General features: G+C 73.6%; 18 protein-coding genes, 1 tRNA gene and 1 pseudogene. 11 read left to right on the top strand and 9 right to left on the bottom strand.

Annotated elements, in window-relative coordinates; all coding sequences use genetic code 11:
* From LPA27_RS15060 to LPA27_RS15050, 3 genes and pseudogenes are all read right to left on the bottom strand, one after another.
* A pseudogene (locus LPA27_RS15060) lies at positions 1 to 274 on the bottom strand (hypothetical protein); the annotation flags it as partial.
* 147 nt (positions 275 to 421) lie between these two features.
* Positions 422 to 498, bottom strand: a tRNA-Pro gene (locus tag LPA27_RS15055).
* 135 nt (positions 499 to 633) lie between these two features.
* Complete coding sequence (locus LPA27_RS15050) at positions 634 to 1572, bottom strand: metallophosphoesterase (RefSeq protein ID WP_228942949.1); 939 nt, start codon at positions 1570 to 1572, stop codon at positions 634 to 636.
* Between the two features lie 26 nt (positions 1573 to 1598).
* Here LPA27_RS15050 and LPA27_RS15045 point away from each other — a divergent pair, with 26 nt between their 5' ends.
* Positions 1599 to 2060: a GatB/YqeY domain-containing protein gene (locus LPA27_RS15045; protein WP_056904165.1), complete on the top strand. Its 462-nt coding sequence runs from the start codon at positions 1599 to 1601 to the stop codon at positions 2058 to 2060.
* 66 nt (positions 2061 to 2126) lie between these two features.
* Here LPA27_RS15045 and LPA27_RS15040 read toward each other — a convergent pair whose 3' ends face one another.
* Positions 2127 to 4562 carry a penicillin-binding protein gene (locus LPA27_RS15040; protein ID WP_056903208.1) on the bottom strand — a complete coding sequence of 812 codons (2436 nt, stop codon included), beginning with the start codon at positions 4560 to 4562 and terminating at the stop codon, positions 2127 to 2129.
* A gap of 192 nt (positions 4563 to 4754) precedes the next feature.
* Between LPA27_RS15040 and LPA27_RS15035 the strand changes: the two genes are divergently transcribed.
* Positions 4755 to 5069, top strand: coding sequence for a WhiB family transcriptional regulator (locus LPA27_RS15035; protein ID WP_193666101.1), 315 nt, complete (start codon positions 4755 to 4757; stop codon positions 5067 to 5069).
* A gap of 48 nt (positions 5070 to 5117) precedes the next feature.
* On the opposite strand, the gene LPA27_RS15030 is transcribed toward LPA27_RS15035, so the two are convergent.
* Positions 5118 to 6296, bottom strand: a complete 1179-nt coding sequence (locus LPA27_RS15030; protein ID WP_228942948.1) for an ArsA family ATPase — start codon at positions 6294 to 6296, stop codon at positions 5118 to 5120.
* Positions 6293 to 7303 (bottom strand): ArsA family ATPase, encoded by a 1011-nt coding sequence (locus tag LPA27_RS15025; protein WP_056863166.1) that lies wholly within the window; start codon positions 7301 to 7303, stop codon positions 6293 to 6295. The genes LPA27_RS15030 and LPA27_RS15025 overlap by 4 nt, the downstream gene beginning before the upstream one ends.
* A gap of 70 nt (positions 7304 to 7373) precedes the next feature.
* Between LPA27_RS15025 and LPA27_RS15020 the strand changes: the two genes are divergently transcribed.
* Positions 7374 to 8684 (top strand): Nramp family divalent metal transporter, encoded by a 1311-nt coding sequence (locus LPA27_RS15020; RefSeq protein WP_056863167.1) that lies wholly within the window; start codon positions 7374 to 7376, stop codon positions 8682 to 8684.
* An 88-nt stretch (positions 8685 to 8772) separates the two neighbouring features.
* On the opposite strand, the gene LPA27_RS15015 is transcribed toward LPA27_RS15020, so the two are convergent.
* Positions 8773 to 10299: a PTS fructose transporter subunit IIC gene (locus LPA27_RS15015; protein ID WP_056863168.1), complete on the bottom strand. Its 1527-nt coding sequence runs from the start codon at positions 10297 to 10299 to the stop codon at positions 8773 to 8775.
* 202 nt (positions 10300 to 10501) lie between these two features.
* Between LPA27_RS15015 and LPA27_RS15010 the strand changes: the two genes are divergently transcribed.
* The 5 genes from LPA27_RS15010 (at position 10502) to LPA27_RS14990 (ending at position 14092) form a co-directional block, all read left to right on the top strand.
* Positions 10502 to 10654 carry a hypothetical protein gene (locus LPA27_RS15010; RefSeq protein WP_165699027.1) on the top strand — a complete coding sequence of 51 codons (153 nt, stop codon included), beginning with the start codon at positions 10502 to 10504 and terminating at the stop codon, positions 10652 to 10654.
* The gene (locus LPA27_RS15005; RefSeq protein ID WP_267477219.1) at positions 10651 to 11127 is read left to right on the top strand and encodes a RidA family protein; all 477 of its coding nucleotides are present in this window, start codon (positions 10651 to 10653) and stop codon (positions 11125 to 11127) included. The genes LPA27_RS15010 and LPA27_RS15005 overlap by 4 nt, the downstream gene beginning before the upstream one ends.
* Entirely contained in the window at positions 11127 to 12005 is an 879-nt protein-coding gene (locus LPA27_RS15000) for an NUDIX hydrolase (protein ID WP_228942947.1), read from the top strand. Before LPA27_RS15005 ends, LPA27_RS15000 begins: the two co-directional genes overlap by 1 nt.
* Before the next feature lie 9 nt (positions 12006 to 12014).
* A complete protein-coding gene (locus tag LPA27_RS14995; protein WP_228942946.1) occupies positions 12015 to 12836 on the top strand; it encodes an MBL fold metallo-hydrolase in 822 nt (273 codons plus the stop codon).
* A 272-nt stretch (positions 12837 to 13108) separates the two neighbouring features.
* A complete protein-coding gene (locus tag LPA27_RS14990) occupies positions 13109 to 14092 on the top strand; it encodes a DUF559 domain-containing protein (protein ID WP_228942945.1) in 984 nt (327 codons plus the stop codon).
* Between the two features lie 173 nt (positions 14093 to 14265).
* Here LPA27_RS14990 and LPA27_RS14985 read toward each other — a convergent pair whose 3' ends face one another.
* The gene (locus LPA27_RS14985; protein WP_056863171.1) at positions 14266 to 14943 is read right to left on the bottom strand and encodes a Crp/Fnr family transcriptional regulator; all 678 of its coding nucleotides are present in this window, start codon (positions 14941 to 14943) and stop codon (positions 14266 to 14268) included.
* Positions 14944 to 15119: 176 nt separating this feature from the next.
* Between LPA27_RS14985 and nth the strand changes: the two genes are divergently transcribed.
* From nth to LPA27_RS14970, 3 genes are read left to right on the top strand one after another with little or no spacing between them, the layout of a single operon-like run.
* A complete protein-coding gene (nth, locus tag LPA27_RS14980) occupies positions 15120 to 15824 on the top strand; it encodes an endonuclease III (RefSeq protein WP_228942944.1) in 705 nt (234 codons plus the stop codon).
* Positions 15821 to 16528: an NUDIX hydrolase gene (locus LPA27_RS14975; protein ID WP_056863173.1), complete on the top strand. Its 708-nt coding sequence runs from the start codon at positions 15821 to 15823 to the stop codon at positions 16526 to 16528. The genes nth and LPA27_RS14975 overlap by 4 nt, the downstream gene beginning before the upstream one ends.
* A 6-nt stretch (positions 16529 to 16534) precedes the next feature.
* Positions 16535 to 17725, top strand: a complete 1191-nt coding sequence (locus LPA27_RS14970) for a MarP family serine protease (protein ID WP_228942943.1) — start codon at positions 16535 to 16537, stop codon at positions 17723 to 17725.
* Between the two features lie 77 nt (positions 17726 to 17802).
* Here the strand turns inward: LPA27_RS14970 and LPA27_RS14965 are convergent, their stop codons facing one another.
* Positions 17803 to 18207, bottom strand: coding sequence for a phage holin family protein (locus tag LPA27_RS14965; protein WP_056863175.1), 405 nt, complete (start codon positions 18205 to 18207; stop codon positions 17803 to 17805).
* Between the last annotated feature and the right edge of the window lie 88 nt (positions 18208 to 18295).

Genomic DNA, 18295 nt, shown 5'->3' with positions numbered 1-18295 from the left:
CGCGGGGAGCCTCGTCCGCCCCGGGGGCCGACGGCGGGGCAGGGACCGCCGGGGCGGTGCCGCGCGCGGGCGGCGGCTCCGGGGTCTCGACGACCGGCAGCGGGGCGGTGCTCCCGGCGTCGGAGGTGTCCGCGGGCGCCGCGGGGCCGGTGTCGACGGGACGCGAGGCGGGGGTCTCCTCCGGCGGGGTGGCGTCACGCTTGCGGCGACGCTTGAGCCCGAAGGACGGCACCTCCAGCGACGGCGCCTCGGGTCGCTGCTGCTCGTCTGGCATGCGGCCAGTCTGACACGCAGCGGCGGGCCGCGTCCGCGGGTCCGCGGGGCGCGCCGGCTCTCCTCGCCCGGTCGCCGCCGCGCTCACCGGCACCCCTGCGGTCCCGGGACCACGAAGGGCCCGGATCCTGGTGGATCCGGGCCCTGATGGTCGGGCTGACAGGATTTGAACCTGCGGCCTCCTCGTCCCGAACGAGGCGCGCTACCAAGCTGCGCCACAGCCCGATCGTGACCACCGGCGATGCCGGGCTCACAAGCACGGGAGCATACCCGAGCCGCTCCTGCGGCCCCCAATCGGCCGCAGGGTCGTCCGGACCCTGGTCACCGGCCCCGGTCAGCGGCCCCGGTCAGCGGCCCCGGTCAGCGGGGAGCGCGCGGCACCAGGGTGAGCAGCGTGGCCTCGGGGCGGCAGGCCAGGCGCAGCCGCACGTAGGGGTTGGTGCCGAGGCCGGCGCACACGTGCATCCACGCCGAGCCCGGGTCGCCGTCGCGGGAGTCGGCGGGGTGACGGTGCAGCCCGCGGGCCCGGGCCGGCTCGAGGTCGCAGTTGGTGGCCAGCGCCCGACCTCCGGGCAGGCACACCTGGCCGCCGTGGGTGTGACCGGCCAGGACCAGGTCGTGCCCCTGGGCGGAGAAGTGGTCGAGGACGCGCAGGTAGGGGGCGTGGGTGACGCCGATGCGCACGTCGGCGCCGGGGTCGGCGGGGCCGGAGACCGCGTCGAGGCGGTCGTAGCCGAGGTGGGGGTCGTCGACCCCGGCGAAGGCGAGCCGGGTACCGCGCACGGTGAGGGCGCCGCGGGTGTTGGTGAGGTCGAGCCAGCCCCGCCCGGTGAAGGTCGCCGACAGCTCGCGCCAGGGCAGCTGCGGGGTGTGGGTGGCGCGTCGGCCGTCGTCGGGCAGGAGGTAGCGCAGGGGGTTGCGCAGGCTCGGCTCGAAGTAGTCGTTGGAGCCGTGCACGAAGACGCCCGGCACGTCGAGCAGCGCTCCGAGGGCGTCGCGCACGACAGGCACCGCGTCGCGGTGGGAGAGGTTGTCACCGGTGTCCACCACGAGGTCGGGGCGGAGCTCGGCCAGTCCGGCCAGCCACTCCTGCTTGCGGCGCTGGCCCGGGGTCATGTGCAGGTCGGAGAGGTGGAGCACGCGCAGCGGCTCGTGGCCGGCCGGCAGCAGCGGGACCTCGACGCGGCGCAGGGTGTAGGCCCGCGCCTCCGAGGCGGCGTACGCCGTGAGGGCCGCGCCGGTCGCGGCGGCCGCGGCCGCCCCGGTGAGGAGGTGGGGCGCGATGCGGGTGAGGAGCACCGGCCCAGGCTGCCACAATGGGCCTCATGCCCGCCCTCAAGGACCGTCTCCGTGCCGACCTGACCACCGCCATCAAGGCCCGCGACGAGGTGCGCTCCTCCACCCTGCGCATGGTGCTGAGCGCCCTCACCAACGCCGAGGTCGCCGGCAAGCAGGCCCGCGAGCTCACCGACGACGACGTCGTGGGCGTGCTGACCAGCGAGGCCAAGAAGCGCCGCGAGGCGGCGACCGCCTTCGCCGACGGCGGTCGCGACGAGATGGCCGCCAAGGAGCGGGCCGAGGCCGAGGTCATCGCCGACTACCTGCCCGAGCAGCTCACCGACGCCGAGGTCGCCGAGATCGTCTCGGCCGCGGTCGCGCAGACCGGCGCGGCCGGTGAGGGCATGCGCGCCATGGGCAAGGTCATGGGCCTCGTGCAGCCGCAGGTCAAGGGCCGTGCCGACGGCGGCGCGGTCGCCGCGGAGGTGCGCCGCCAGCTCGGCGCCTGACCCCACGCACGACGAAGGCCCGCTCCCTCCAGGGAGCGGGCCTTCGTGCGTCAGGGGGTGGTGCGGTCAGTTGCCGCGACCGCCGCCGTTGCCGCCGCCCCGACCGTTGCCGTTGCCGTTGCCGTTGCCGCCCGCGTCACCGCCGCCGCCGTTCCCACCGCCGTTGCCGCCGCCTCCGCCGCCCTGGGGGGTCGAGGGAGCGACGGGCTGGGGCACGACCCCGGTGGACTGGTAGATGGTGATCGCGGTGCCGGACGGAGCCGACTCGCCGCCGCTGGGGTAGGTGTAGGCGACCGAGTCGGCGGCGTAGCCGGTGTCGCGGTAGCCGCCGTAGGTGTAGCCGAACCCGGCCGAGGACAGCTGGCTCTGCGCCTCGGTCAGCGACAGGCCCGCGACGTCGGGGATGGTGGTGAGCACGCCCTCCACGTCGGTGCCGGAGGGAGCGACGAAGTTGTCGTCGTCGAGCTGGTCGTCGACGGCCTTCATGGCGTCACCCCACATCGGCCCGGCCACGCCGGAGCCGGAGGCCGCGGAGATGTAGGTGCCGCCGACGGTCTGGTAGCTGAGGCTGACCGGCGTGCCCACGTCGTTGGCGCCGGCGATCATGGCGGCGGTGGCGAGCTTGGGGGTGTAGCCGACGAACCACACCGACTTGCCGTCCTGGGTGGTGCCGGTCTTGCCCGCCGCGGGCGAGTCGAGCGCCTCGGCGGAGGCGAAGCCGCCCTCGATGACGCCGCGCAGCACCGAGTTGACGGCGTCGGCCGTCGAGGCCTCCATCACCTGGTCGCACGAGGAGGGGTACTCCTTGAGCAGGTTGCCCCGCAGGTCCTCGATCGCGGTGACGGGGCGGGCGTCGCAGTGCAGGCCGCGGCCGGCGAAGGTGGCGTAGGCCTCGGCCATCTCCAGGGGGCTGACGTTGGGGCTGCCCAGGGTGAAGGAGGGCACGCGCTCGGCGCCGTTGCCGAACTCGTCGCCGGTGGGGTTGTCGAGGTCGAGGCCCATCGACTGGGCCAGCTCGAAGGGCTGGCAGATGCCGGTGCGGGCCTCGAGCTGGGCGTAGAAGGTGTTGACCGACAGCTGGGTGCCGGTGATGAGGTTCATGGTGCCCGAGTCGGTGGAGTTGCTCGGCGACCACGTGCCGTAGCCGTAGGGCTCGCCGTCGCAGTCCTCGAAGGCCGACTCGCTGATCGAGATGGTCGGCGGGGAGTAGATGGTCTCGGTGAGCGGGATGCCGTCCTCGACCGCCGCGGCCAGCACGAAGGCCTTGAAGGTGGAGCCGCCCTGGAAGCCGGCGGAGTCGCCGTACTTCTCGTTGACGGCGTAGTTGAGGTAGGTCTCGCCGGCGGCCATGTCGTCGCCCATGGGCCGCGACTGCGCGATGGCGCGGACGTTGCCGGTGCGCGGCTCGACCATGGCCAGGCCGCCGATGGCGGTGTCGGTCGGGTAGACGTGGCTGGCGACCGAGGCGTCGGCGGCCTCCTGGAAGCTCTGGTCGAGGGTGGTGCGGATCCGCAGGCCCCCCGAGAGCAGCATGTCCTTGCGCTCGCGACGGGTGTCGCCGAGCGCCGGGTCCTCCATGAGGTAGTTGACGACGTAGTCGCAGAAGAAGGGGGCGACGGTCGAGACGCAGCCGTTGGGCGTGTTGGTGACCTTGAGCCGCAGCGGGGTGTCCTTGAGCCGGTCGGCCTTGGTCCCGGGGATCACCGAGAGCTCCGCCATCCGGTCGAGCACGACGTTGCGGCGCTCGATGGCGCGGTCGGGGGAGTTGGTGGGGTCGTAGCCGTCGGGGCTCTTGACCAGGCCGGCCAGCATCGCCGACTGGGGGTAGTTGAGCTGCTTGGCGTTGACGTCGAAGTAGTGCTTGGCCGCGGCCTGGATGCCGTAGGCGCCGTCGCCGAAGTAGGCGATGTTGAGGTAGCGCTCGAGGATCCAGTCCTTGCTGTGGCGCTGCTCCAGGGCGATGGCGTAGCGCAGCTCGCGGATCTTGCGGGCGTAGCTGTCGTCGATCGCCGCGGCACGCTGCTTCTTGGTCTTGGCCTGCGTCAGCAGGGTCTGCTTGACCAGCTGCTGGGTGATCGAGGACCCGCCCTGGACGTTGCCGTCGTTGGCCTGGTTGGTCACGAAGGCGCGCAGGGTGCCGCGCACGTCAAGGGCGCCGTGCTGGTAGAACCGCGAGTCCTCGATGGCGATGATCGACTTCACCATCTTGCGCGAGATCTGGCTCAGCGGGACCTCGACGCGGTTCTGGTCGTAGAGCGTCGCGATGACGTTGCCCTCGACGTCGGTGATCTCGGTCTTCTGGGCCAGCTGCTCGGTCTCGAGCTCGGCGGGCAGGCTGTCCATGGTCTCGGCGACGTTGCGGGCGCTGATGCCCAGGACGCCGGCGAACGGGATGGCGAGCCCGGCGACGACGACGCCGAGGACGGCCGACACGGCGACCATCACACCCAGGTGGGTGAGCACCCGGCCGCTGGATAGACGGTCACTGCGCGGTTCAGACATGCCGCCAGGGTACGGGAGGCCTCCAGGCCCCAGCGAAACCCGGCTAGGGGAGAGTAGTCATTTCGGACTATGCGGCTCGACCTCAACGAGTCTGTCCGCTGCCGGCCCCGGTTCCTTAACTTGTACCCAAGAGATCACAGGATCGTGCGTCATGGGGACGCCACACCTGCTCTCGGACGATGTGGGGACATCATCATGTGGGTTGAAGACTGGACGCCGCGCGCCGCCTGCCGGGCCGCGCAGCCGGATCAGCTGTTCGTCCGTGGGGCCGAGCAGAACAAGGCCAAGCAGCTGTGCGCCGGGTGCCCCGTGCGCACCGAGTGCCTCGCCGAGGCCCTGGACAACCAGATCGAGTGGGGAGTCTGGGGTGGCATGACCGAGCGTGAGCGCCGCGCCCTCCTGCGCCGCCGGCCCAACGCCTCGTGGCGCTCGGTCCTCGAGGCCGCCCGCACCCAGGCCGCACCGGCCCCCGTGGCCGCGCCCCGCACCGCCGACGTCACGGTCTGAGGCCCGACCCGGCGCCGACGAGACGGCGCCGGCGTCCGACCCGCAGCCCTAGCCCTCGGCGAGCAGCTCGCCGACGCGGCGCAGACCGCCGAGGTCGTGCACGTCGCCCGCGAGGGCGGGCACGACGGCGGTGGCGACGCCGGGGTGGGCCGCGGCGAAGCGGGCACGCAGACCGGCCTCGCGCTCGACCAGGCGCACCTGGTCGGCGTGCAGCCGCAGCAGGCCCGCGGTGAGGTCGTCCTCGGTGCGGCCCGCGCGCAGGCGGGCCGCCGCGCTCATGGCCTCGTCTGCCGACAGGTCGCTGGCGGGGGCCGGGCTGGCCCGGTTGACGACCAGGCCCGCCAGCGGCATGCGGTCGCCGCTGAGCCGCTCGACGAAGTACGCCGCCTCGCGCAGCGCGTCGGGCTCGGGCGCCGCCACGACCAGGAAGGCCGTGCCCTCGGCCTGCAGCAGGGCGTAGGTGCGCTGGGCCCGCTGGCGGAAGCCGCCGAAGACGGTGTCGATCGCCGACACGAAGGTCTGCAGGTCGCGCAGCACCTGAGCACCGAGGATCTTGGTGAGGGCGTTGGTGACGATCCCGAGCCCCGCGGTCATCAGCCGGGCCGGCCCCTTGGCCGGGGCCAGCATCAGCCGGATGAAGCGGCCGTCGAGGAAGCTGGAGAGGCGCTCGGGCGCGTCGAGGAAGTCGAGCGCCGAGCGCGAGGGCGGGGTGTCGACCACGATGAGGTCGTAGGTGCCGTCGCGCTGGGCGTCGGCGTGGATCTGGCCCAGCTTCTCCATCGCCATGTACTCCTGCGTGCCCGCGAACGAGCTGGAGAGGGCGACGTAGAAGGGGTTCTCCAGGATCTGGCGCGCCTTCTCCGGGCTGGCCTGGCTCTCGACCACCTCGTCGAAGGTGCGCTTCATGTCCAGCATCATCGCGTCGAGGGACCCGGTGGCGCCCTCCGCGAGGCCGGTGACCGGGCGCGGGGTGTTGTCGAGCTCCTCGATGCCCATCGACTGCGCCAGGCGCCGGGCGGGGTCGATGGTCAGCACGACCACCTTCCGGCCACGCTCGGCCGCCCGCAGCGCGAGCGCGGCGGAGGTGGTCGTCTTGCCGACGCCGCCGGAGCCGCAGCACACGATGATGCCGGTGGTGGTGTCGTCGAGCAGCGCGTCGACGTCGAGGGGCGGGGCGGCGGAGGCGCGCCCGGCCAGCGGGCCGACGCGGGGTCCTGAGCGGGTCATGCGATCCCCTGTTCCTTCAGCGCTGCGGCCAGCTCATAGAGCCCGCCGAGGTCGACGCCGCCCGGCAGGCGCGGCAGCTCGTACGACGGCACGCCGAAGTCGGCGACGAGGGCGCGCTGGGCGTCCTCGAGGGCGCGGCGCTCCGCGTGGTCGTGGGCGACGCGGAGCAGGCCGTCGAGCAGCGGGTCGCTCACCGGCAGGCCGGCCTCGGCCAGGTCGGCGGCCAGCGCGTCGCGGTCGAGTCCGTCGGCGCGGGCCACCGCCAGGTCGTCGTCGCCGATGTCGCGGGGGCGCACCATGTTGACCACGACGCCGCCGACGGGGAGGCCGTCCCGGCGCAGCTCCTCGATGCCGTCGTGGGTCTCCTGCACCGGCATCTCCTCGAGCACGGTGACCAGGTGGACCGCGGTGCGCGGGGAGCGGAAGAGGGTCATCATCGTGTCGGACTGGTTCTTGATCGGTCCGACCTTGGCCAGGCCGGCCAGCTCGTCGCTGACGTTGAGGAACTGCGAGATGCGTCCCGTCGGCGGGGCGTCGAGCACCACGGCGTCGTAGGTGATGGCGTTCCTGTTGCGGCTGTTGCGCTCGACGGCCTCGTAGACCTTGCCGGTGAGCAGCACGTCGCGCACGCCCGGGGCGATCGTGGTGGCGAACTCCACCACCCCGAAGCGGTCGAGGGCACGGCCGGCGCGGCCGAGTTTGTAGTACATCGCGAGGTACTCCAGCAGCGCCGACTCCGGGTCGATGTGCAGCGCGTGCACGGTGCCGGCGCCGCGGTCGGTGCTCAGCCCGGTCGCGACGCGGACCTCCTCGTAGGGCAGCGGGTCGACGTCGAACATCCGGGCGATGCCCTGGCGTCCCTCGACCTCGCAGACGAGGACGTTCTTGCCGTGGGAGGCCAGCGCGAGCGCGAGGGCCGCCGCCACGGTGGACTTGCCGGTGCCGCCCTTGCCGGTCACGACGTGCAGCCTGACCTTCGGCCAGTCCGGCCGCCTCTGCGCACTCACGGGGCAACCCTAGGTGTGACGCCCTAGGGGTGGGACATGATGGGGCGATGGCTCTTCTCGGGACCCGTCGATGACCGCCGCGGACCGCACCGGCTCCGCCCCGCCCGCCGCCGACCAGGCGCCACGCTGGAAGGTGGTCGGCCCGGGGCTGGTGGTGGCCGCCACCGGCGTCGGTGCCGCCGACCTGGTGGCGACCCTGGTGGCCGGCTCGAAGTTCGGCTACACGCTGCTGTGGGTGGCCGTGCTGGGGGCGGTGATCAAGGTGGTGCTCGTCGAGGGCGCCGGGCGCTACTCGCTGGCCACGGGGCGCACCATCTTCGAGGGCTGGCGCAGCCTCGGCCGGTGGACGACCTGGTACTTCGCGCCGTACATCGTGGTCTGGGGCCTGGTCTACGGCGCGACGGCGATGTCGTCGACGGCGCTGCCGCTGGTGGCCCTCTTCCCCGACCTGTCGCTGCGCTGGACCGCGGTGGCCTCGGGGCTGGTGGGCCTGGCGCTGGTGTGGTTCGGCTCCTACCGCACCTTCGAGAAGGTGATCACGGTCTTCGTGGCGATGATGTTCGTCGCCGTGGTGGGCGCGGCGGTGCTGACGCTGCCCAACCTCGGCGAGGTCGTGCTCGGCCTGCGCCCGATCTTCCCCGACGACTCGGTCATCAACGTGCTGGGGATCGCGGGCGGCGTCGGCGGCACCATCACGCTGGCCGCCTACGGCTACTGGCTGCGCGAGAAGGGCTGGGACACCCCGCGCTTCATGAAGGTCATGCGCATCGACAACGGCGTGGCCTACGCCGTGACCGGGGTCTTCGTGGTCTCGATGCTCATCGTCGGCGCGGAGCTGCTCTACTCCGCCGGCATCGCCATCGACTCCGGCGACCAGGGTCTCGTGCAGCTCGCCGACGTGCTGCAGGACCGCTACGGCGAGGTCTTCGGCGTCGTGTTCCTCGTCGGCTTCTGGGCCTCGTCGTTCTCCTCGCTCATCGGGGTCTGGAGCGGGGTGAGCCTGATGTTCGCCGACTTCTGGGGCAACCTGCGCGACCTGCCCTCGGGCCACCCGGCGACCCGCACCGGTGGCCGGTACTTCCGCGCCTACATGCTGTGGCTGACCTTCCCGCCGATGCTGCTGCTCCTGCTCGACCGGCCGGTGGGGCTGATCCTGGCCTACGGCGTGCTCGGTGCCTTCTTCATGCCGTTCCTCGCCGTGACCCTGCTGGTGCTGCTCAACCGGCGCCGCGACGGTGCGCTGGAGCACACCGAGGTGCCGCAGCAGTGGCGCAACGGCTGGCTCTCCAACTCGCTGCTGGTGCTGTGCGCGGTGCTCTTCGCCGCGCTCGCGCTCAACGAGCTGCGCGGCGTGCTCGCGCCGTACCTGCCCTTCCTGTGAGCGCCGGGCCCGGACGTGCCACGGACCCCGGGAGGGCTGCTCCCGGGGCCCGCGGAGAGTGGGGCCGACCTGCGTCGACGGTGCACGGTCAGGCGACCAGGGCGAGCTCCTCGTCGGCGGTGCGCACGGCCTGGCGGCCGCGGCCCAGCGACTTGGAGACGACCACCAGGGCGGCGGTCACGAGGGTGCCGACCACGACGGCCACGAGGTAGCCGGGGATGCCGCTGATGAGCGGGGTGACCCAGATGCCGCCGTGGGGCGCTGCGAGCTTGCTGCCGAAGGCGGCGACCAGGCCGCCGGTGACGCCCGAGCCGACCATGATCGAGGGGATGACCCGCAGCGGGTCGGCGGCGGCGAAGGGGATCGCGCCCTCGGTGATGAAGGAGGCGCCGAGCAGCCAGGCGGCCTTGCCGTTCTCCCGCTCGGCCTCGGTGAAGAGGTGCTTGCGCACGACGGTGGCCAGGGCGAGGCCCAGGGGCGGGGTCATGCCGGCGGCCATCACGACGGCCATGACGGTCAGGGCGGCGCTGGAGTCGGCGATGGCCGAGGCGGTGAGGCCGCCGGTGGCGAAGACGTAGGCGGTCTTGTTGACGGGGCCGCCCATGTCGAAGGCCATCATCAGGCCGAGCACGACGCCGAGCACGGCGATCGAGCCGCCGCTGAGGCTGTCGAGGCCGTCGGTGAGGCCGGTCTGCACGCTGGCCAGCGGGCGACCGATGACGAGGAGCATCACGACCGTGGTGGCGAAGGTGGCCAGCAGCGGGGTGACCACGACGGGCATGAGGCTGGCGACGGCCTTGGGCACGCGCAGACGGCTGATGCCCAGGGCGAGGAAGCCGGCCACGAAGCCGCCGACCAGGCCTCCGAGGAAGCCGGCGCCGACGACGCCGGAGAGGGCTCCGGCGACGAAGCCCGGCGCGAGCCCGGGTCGGTCGGCGATCGCGTAGGCGATGAACCCCGCCAGCACCGCGACCAGGAAGCCGAACGCCGCCACGCCGCCCTGGAAGAGCAGCGCGGCCCACTCCATGCCGGAGGTGGGGTCGAAGCCCGCGATGAGGTCGGTGACGGGGATCTGGGTGACCTCGACGGCACCCTGGTCGCCGCCGGCGATCCGGGCGAGCATGAAGCCGAGCGCGATCATGATGCCGCCGGCGGCGACGAAGGGGATCATGTAGCTGACCCCCGTCATCAGCCACTGGCGCACCCGCGAGCCGACCGACCCGCCGGCCTCGACCTTCGTCGCGGGCGCCGCGGCGGCGCCCGGCACGGTGCTGGTGGCGGTGCTCGTGGCGGTGCTCGTGCGGACCCCGGCGCGGGCGGCGGCCTCGGCCTCGCGGATGAGCCCGGCGGGGTCGCTGATGCCGCGCTTGACGCCGGAGACGACCGTGGGCAGGCCGGTGAAGCGGTGCTTGTCGCGCACCTCGACGTCGGCGGCCAGGATGACGGCGTCGGCGCGGTCGAGGTCGGCCTGGCTGACGCGGACCGCGCCGCCGGCGCCCTGGGTCTCGACCACGATCTCGTGGCCGGCCTCGCGGGCGGCGGTCTCCAGGGCCTCGGCGGCCATGTAGGTGTGCGCGATGCCCGTGGGGCACGACGTCACGGCGATGAGGAACATGTGGACTTCCTTCGAGCAGTGGCCGGAGCGGCCGAGGGTGGGCCACCCCCCGTGGCCTCCGGACGAGAGTGAGGCAGGTCACGTCCGTCCGTCAAGACGTTCGCAGGTAAAACCACAGGCTCGGGTGTCGGAACGGGCGCGATCGGGCTCGGGCCCGTCGTGTGCTCCGTCCGGGCCCAGCGACGTGAGTAGGGTGCGGAGCATGACCAAGTGGGAGTACCAGGTGGCGCCGATTCCGCTCCACAACGAAGCGCTCATGCTCAACAACTTCGGCCAGGACGGCTGGGAGCTGGTGACCATCCAGACCAACGCCCAGGGCGGGCTGATCGCCTTCCTCAAGCGACCCGCCCAGTGACCTCCCAGGGGACCTCCCCCGAGGAGCGGCTGGCCGCGATGAGGCTGGCGGTGCCCGAGGTCGCCGCCCCCGTGGCCGTCTACGTGCCCGTCGTGCGCACCGGCGACCTGGTGCTGACCTCCGGGCAGCTGCCGATGCGCAGCGGCGAGCTCATGGCCACCGGCAAGGTCGGCGGCGAGGTCACCGTGGAGGAGGCCTACGCCTGCGCACAGCAGTGCGCGCTCAACGCCATCGCCGCGGTGCGCTCCGAGGTCGGCGACCTCTCGCGCGTCGTGCGCGTCGTCAAGGTCGTCGCCTTCGTGGCCTCCACCCCCGACTTCACCGGCCAGCCCCAGGTCGCCAACGGCGCCTCGGAGCTGCTCGGCGAGGTGTTCGGCGACGCCGGCGTGCACGCCCGCTCCGCCGTCGGGGTGCCGGTGCTGCCGCTCGACGCCCCCGTCGAGGTCGAGATCATGGTGGAAGTGGCCCCCTGATGCGGATCCCGCTCCCGCCCGTGCCGCTGCCCGCCGAGGTCGCGACCGTGGCGCTGGAGTACGCCGCGGGCCGCCGCGAGCCGGTCGAGCCGCGCGACGCGGCCACCGTCGTGCTGCTGCGGGGCGGGGAGCGGGGCCCGGAGGTCTACCTGCTGCGGCGCCAGGCCACGATGGCCTTCGCCGGCGGCATGGCCGTCTTCCCGGGCGGCGGTGTCGACCCCCGCGACTTCGACGCCGAGGTCGCCTGGGCCGGACCGACACCCGCGCAGTGGGCCGAGCGGCTGGGCTGCGACGAGGACAAGGCGCGCGCCCTGGTCTGCGCCGCGGTGCGCGAGACCTTCGAGGAGTCGGGGGTCCTGCTCGCCGGGCCCTCCGAGGACGACGTCGTCGCCGACACCACCTCGCAGGACTGGGAGGCCGACCGCGTGGCCCTCGAGGCGCGCGAGCTCGCGCTCACCGACCTGCTGACGCGCCGCGGGCTCGTGCTGCGCACCGACCTGCTCGGCGTCTGGGACGCGTGGCTGACCCCGGTCTTCGAGCCGCGCCGCTACCGCACCTGGTTCTTCGTCGCGCTCCTGCCCGAGGGCCAGCGCACCCGCGACGTGTCGAGCGAGTCCTCGTCGGTGACCTGGCTGCCGGCCGGCGTCGCCGCCGACCGGGCCGACGCCGGCGAGCTGGCGATGATGCCGCCGACGTACCTCACCTGCCTCGAGGTCGGCGACCACGCCGACCCGCACGAGGTGCTCCACGTGGCCGGGTCGCGCTCGGTCGCGATGTTCACCCCCACCGTCGAGCCGCTGGGCGAGGGCTGGACGCTGTCGATGCCCGAGCGGATGCGGCCCCTGGTCGCCGCCCGACGGGCCCAGCGGGGGGACTGAGCGGTGGTCGTGCCGCTCGGTGAGTGGGCCGGGGGATCCTTCGGCGAGCGCGCCCGCTGCGTGCTCGCGCCCAACGCCGACCTGATGACCCTCGACGGCACCAACACCTGGGTGCTGCGCGAGCCGGGCGCCTCCCGCGCGGTCGTCGTCGACCCCGGCCCGTCGATCACCTCCCACCTCGACACCGTCGCCGAGGCGGCGGGGGAGGTCGGACTGGTGCTGCTGACCCACCACCACCACGACCACGCCGAGGCGGCCCGCGAGTTCGCCGAGCGGATGGGCTGCGGGGTCCGTGCCCTCGACCCCGCGCTCTGCCTGGGCGCCGAGGGCCTCGTCGACGGCGACGTCGTGGAGGTCCACGGCCTCGAGGTGCGGGTCGTGGCGACGCCCGGCCACACCGCCGACTCGCTGTCCTTCTGGCTGCCCGCCGAGGCCGCCGTGCTCACCGGCGACACCGTGCTGGGGCGCGGCACGACCGTGGTCGCCCACCCCGACGGCCGCCTCGGTGCCTACCTCGACTCCCTCGACCGGCTGCACGCCCTGGCCTCCGAGCGCGACCTCGCCGCGATCTGGCCCGGCCACGGCCCGGTCATCGAGCAGGCGCTGCCCGTGCTCGACCACTACCGCACCCACCGCCGCTCGCGCCTCGAGCAGGTCGAGGACGCGCTGCGCGCCCTCACCCCCGCCGAGCGGTCCGCCGACGACCTCGCCCGCCGGGTCGTCGAGGTCGTCTACGCCGACGTCGACCCCGTGCTCTGGGGGGCCGCCGAGCTGTCCGTGCGCGCCCAGCTGGCCTACCTGGAGCACGGGCGCCAGGGGCGCCAGGGTTAGCCGCCCCGGACGCTGACTCGTGGCGCCGGTCTGCTTCCCGCGGCCTGACCGGCGGATCGGCGCAATTGCGTGATCCGGGAACGCCGGTCGCGCAATTGCGGCGGTCGTGCCGGGAAGCGCCGCCGGGCTTTGCGTGGTCTGGGCACCCTGGGCGTGTCCCGGGGGGTCGGAACAGCGCAAAGACCGGCAGCGGCGCATCCCCCGTGCCCCATGGCGGTGTCGGGCTGTGGACGACGTACGAGCGGTCGTGCCCGAGTGGGCATGAAGAGCGCATGGACCGATCGACCCCACCCTCCGCGCCCGGCCCTGACCCCGACGCCTCCTCCGGACGCGAGGCGGGTGGTCCGGCCGGCCTGGACCTCGGGCGACCCTTCACGACGGCGGCCTTCCTGGCCGCCGGCCACTCAGTCGTCGAGCTGCGCCGCCGGTGCTACCGGCAGGTGCTGCGGTCGGTGTGGGTGCACACCGAGGCCGTGGACGACGACACCCCCATCCGGGCCGCGCTGGCGTTGCACCCGGCGTCGGCGTACGCCAGCCACTTCAGTGCCGCCAGGGTCTGGGGCCTCCCGGTGCCCGAGCACCCCTTCGAGCACGTCACCGTGGTCAAGGCCTGCCACCGACGGCCGCGCCCGGGCCTGAAGACCCACGTCACCGGTCGTGGTCGGGCGGTGATGACGGCGCGAGGCGTGCGCGCCACCCCGCCGGTGGTCACGTTCATCCAGCTCGCGGGGTCCTTGGCCCTGGTCGACCTCGTCGTGCTCGGTGATGCGTTGGTCGCGCAGCGCGGTGTCACGGCGGCCCAGCTCCGGGCGGCCTGCGACCGCAGCACGGAGTACTACGCCGCGGCGGCGCGCGAGGCGGCGGCCTACGTCCGCGACGGCGTCGACTCCCCGCAGGAGACACGTACCCGTCTGCTGATCGTGCTCGCGGGGCTTCCCGAGCCCGCGGTCAACGTGGTGCTCCGCCACGACGACGGCTCGTGGTGGCGGCGCTTCGACCTCTGCTACGAGCTGGTGCGGCTCGTCATCGAGTACGACGGGCGACAGCACGCCGACGACGCGCGGCAGTGGCAGTCCGACCTGGTGCGCCGCGAGGAGCTCGACGATGCGGGGTACCGGATCCTCGTCGTCACCGCGTCCGGACTGTTCGTCGAGCCGGGCCGCACGCTGGAGCGGATCCGTCGCCAACTGGTCGAGCGCGGCTGGCCCGACGTGCCGCCTCTGGACGAGACCTGGAAGCGGCACTTCCCCACCTGAGGTGCGCAAGCGGCGCAATTGCGCCCGCGACGCGGCCCGCCGCTCGGAGCTTTGCGCCGTCCGCGCAGCACGGAGCGCGCCGTGGTCGCTCAACTGGCGCAATTGCGCCCCGCGGCGCGTGGGCCGTCACGCAATTGCGTGATCGGTGCAGCAGCGGGCGGGTGGAGCGGGGGTCAGCGGGCGCGGCGGGAGAGGCGCTCGACGTCCATGATGACGACGGAGCGGGGCTCCAGGCGCAGCCAGCCGCGGGAGGCGAAGTCGGCGAGCGCCTTGTTGACCGTCTCGCGGGAGGCGCCGACCAGCTGGGCGAGCTCCTCCTGGGTGAGGTCGTGGTGCACGTGGACGCCGTCGTCGGCGGTGCGGCCGAAGCGGTCGGCGAGGTCGAGCAGCGCCTTGGCGACGCGACCGGGCACGTCGGAGAAGACGAGGTCGGCGACGACGTCGTTGGCCTTGCGCAGCCGCCCGGCCAGCTGGGTGAGCAGGCCGCGGGCGACGACGGGGCGGCCCTCGAGCCAGCGCAGCAGGTCCTCGTGGGAGAGCGAGGCGTAGGTGACGTCGGTGACGGCGGTGACGGTGGCCGAGCGCGGGCCGGGGTCGAAGAGCGACAGCTCGCCGAACATCTGGCCGGGGCCGAGCACGGCGAGGAGGTTCTCGCGGCCGTCGGAGGAGGTGCGGCCGAGCTTCACCTTGCCGTCGAGCACGATGTAGAGCTTGTCGCCGGAGTCGCCCTCGTGGAAGAGCACCTCGGAGCGCCGCATCCGGCCCTCGGTCATCGAGGCGCGCAGCGCGGAGGCCGCCTCGTCGTCGAGGGCGCTGAAGAGCGGGGCCTGACGAAGTACATCGTTGTCCACGAAACCTCCAGAATCTGTGCCCGCCGTGCGCAGAGCCACCGCGACGATCCTATCCGTGTGGAACCTCACAGGGGCAATCCGGCCTCGGCGCGGCGAGCCCCCGGGACCGTCGCGGGGTGGGTCCGGGGTCGGTGCGGGGTCGGCCCGGTGTCGGCACGGTCTCGTACGCTGACCCGGTGCCCGCCGTCGAGACCCCCACCGGCCTGGTGCGTCGAGCCCGCAAGATCGACCGCACCCTGGCCGAGACCTACCCCGAGGCGGGCTGCGAGCTCGACTTCGACGACGCCTTCCAGCTGCTCGTGGTCACCGTGCTCTCGGCGCAGACCACCGACCGTCGGGTCAACGCCGTGCGCCCGACCCTCTTCGCGGCCTACCCCGACGCCCGCGCCATGGCCGCGGCCGACCGCGCGGCCCTCGAGGGCATCGTCGGGCCGCTGGGCTTCTTCCGGGCCAAGACCGAGTCGCTGCTCACGCTCAGCGCGGCGCTGGTCGAGGACCACGGCGGAGAGGTCCCGGGTCGCCTCGACGACCTGGTGAAGCTGCCCGGCGTCGGTCGCAAGACCGCCAACGTCGTCCTCGGCAACGCCTTCGACGTGCCGGGCATCACCGTCGACACCCACTTCGGGCGGCTCGCCCGCCGGCTGGGCTGGACCAGCGAGACCGACCCGGTCAAGGTCGAGCACGCGATCGGGGCGCTCTTCCCGAAGCGGGACTGGACGATGCTCAGCCACCGGCTGATCTGGCACGGCCGGCGCTGCTGCCACGCCAAGAAGCCCGCCTGCGGCGCCTGCCCGGTCGCGCGCTGGTGCCCGGCCTTCGGGGAGGGGCCCACCGACCCCGAGGCGGCCCGCGCGCTGCTGAAGACCCAGGGACCCGCGTGATCCCCGACTGGCTCGAGCCGGTCAGGCGCGGCGCCTCGGAGATCACCGCCGAGCAGCTCACCCGCTTCACCCCGCCCGCCGACGGCAGCGCCCGTCAGGGGGCCGTGCTCATGCTCTTCGCCGAGGGCGAGCGCGGCGGCGAGCTGCTGCTGACCGAGCGCGCCCACGACATGCGCTCCCACCCCGGCCAGGTCTCCTTCCCCGGCGGCTCGGTCGACCCCGGCGAGAGCGTCGAGGAGGCCGCGCTGCGCGAGGCCGACGAGGAGGTCGGCCTCGACCCGGCCTCGGTCGAGCTCTTCGGGCGGCTGCCGGAGCTGTGGCTGCCGCCGAGCAACTTCGCGGTCACGCCGGTGCTGGGCTGGTGCGCCGACGTCGCCGTGCGCATCGCCAGCCGCGCCGAGGTCCACGCGATCCACCGCGTCGCCATCGAGGACCTGCTCGACCCCACCCACCGCGTGCAGGTGCGCCACCCCGCGGGCTTCACCGGGCCCGGCTTCCTCATCGGCCCCGAGCACGACGTCGTGCTGTGGGGCTTCACGGGCGGTATCGTCTCGAGGCTCTTCGACCACCTCGGCTGGACCCGTCCGTGGGACACCTCGCGCCTGCAGGACCTGCCCGAGCACATGGTGGCGGGGGCGCCGCGGCCCCGGCAGGGGCGGATGCTGGACATCGAGGACCGCGCCGAGGCGCACGAGGACATCTAGGACCCCATGAACCTGCTCGACTGGCTGCTCGTGGTGCTGGTGCTCGCCTACGCCCTCTCCGGCTACTGGCAGGGCTTCATCACCGGCGCCTTCGCCACCGGCGGGCTGCTGCTCGGCGGCCTGCTCGGCGTGTGGCTGGCCCCCGTCGCCCTGGGCGACGCCGCCCCGTCGCTGCTGGTCTCCCTCGGCGCGCTCTTCATCGTCATCCTGGCGGCCTCGCTCGGCCAGGCCGCGCTGCAGTACGCCGGGTCCCGGCTGCGCTCGCGCATCACCTGGCAGCCGGCCCGCGCGGTCGACGCCGTGGGCGGCGCGGCCCTCAGCGGCGCCGCGGTGCTGCTGGTCGCCTGGGCGCTGGGCGTGGCCGTCTCGGGCTCGCGCATCGACGGCGTGACGCCGCTGGTGCGCAGCTCGGAGGTGCTCGCCAAGGTCGACGGCGTGCTGCCGCGTGCGGCCGGCGGCGTGCTCCAGGCCTTCAACGACGTGGTCGGCACGAGCTTCTTCCCGCGCTACCTCGAGCCCTTCGCACCCGAGCGGATCGTCGAGGTCGCCCCGGGCGACCAGCGGATGCTCTCGCGCCCCGGCGTCGAGGCCGCGGCCGCGAGCGTGCTGAAGGTGCGCGCCACCAACGCCTGCGGGCGGGGGGTGGAGGGCAGCGGCTTCGTCTACGCCACCGACCTCGGCGACGGCCGCGACCGGTTGCTCACCAACGCCCACGTCGTGGCCGGCGTCGACGAGCCCCAGGTGATGCTGGGCGACGTGTCGGTGCCGGGGGAGGTCGTGGTCTACAACCCCGACGTCGACGTCGCGGTCATCGCCTTCGACGGCGACCGCGCCGCGCTGGCGCTCGACGACTCCGCGGCCGAGGGCGACCCGGTGGCGATCCTGGGCTACCCCCAGGACGGCCCCTACGACCAGCAGGCCGGTCGGATCCGCTCCGAGCAGCGGCTGCGCTCACCCGACATCTACGGCGAGGGCACCGTCATCCGCGAGGTCTACTCGCTGCGCGGGCTGGTGCGCCCCGGCAACTCCGGCGGCCCGATCGTCGCGCGCGACGGCGACGTCGTGGGCCTCGTCTTCGCCGCCTCGGTGACCGACGACGACACCGGCTACGCCCTCACGGCGGGCCAGGTCGCCGACACCGCGGCGCGGGGCCGGGGCACGGCCTCGGCCGTCGACACCGGTGACTGCGCGGGCTGAGACCCGCGCCGGGGCCAGGACCCGGGACCGGCCCCGGGCGAGCCTCAGACCTGGCTCAGGCCCGACTCAGGCCTGGCTCAGGCCTGGCCCTTGAGGGCGCGGGGGATCTCCTTGCCCTGGGCGATGGCCTTCTCGGGGGCGCGCACCTGCTTGACCTTCTTGACGCCGACGAAGGCGAGCAGGCCGGCGAGCAGCAGGTAGGCGCCGAAGACGATGAGGAAGGCCCAGTGCAGGGCCAGGCCGTCGCCGTTCCAGTTGATGAGGTAGGCGAAGGCCACCGAGAGCATGATGACGGCCAGCACGGCGAGACCGCCGGCGGCCACGAAGAGCCCGATGCCGACACCGCCGGCCTTGACGCTGACCTTCAGCTCCGACTTCGCCAGCTCGATCTCCTTGGAGACCAGGGTGGAGATGTCGCGGCTGGCGTCGGCCACCAGCTTGCCGATGGTGGGGTCGGTGTCCTTGACCGGTTCGATGGCCATGTGTGGGTGCTCCCGCTGCTCCAGCGCCGTGCGTGCCGACGTCGACGTGTGTGACTGCTCCGCCCGACCCTACAGAACGCGGGCCCCC

The organism is Nocardioides sp. Leaf374 (assembly GCF_916862475.1).
In the GTDB taxonomy this organism is placed as follows: Bacteria; Actinomycetota; Actinomycetes; order Propionibacteriales; family Nocardioidaceae; genus Nocardioides; species Nocardioides kribbensis.
This window is presented reverse-complemented; position numbering and strand designations above follow the sequence as displayed.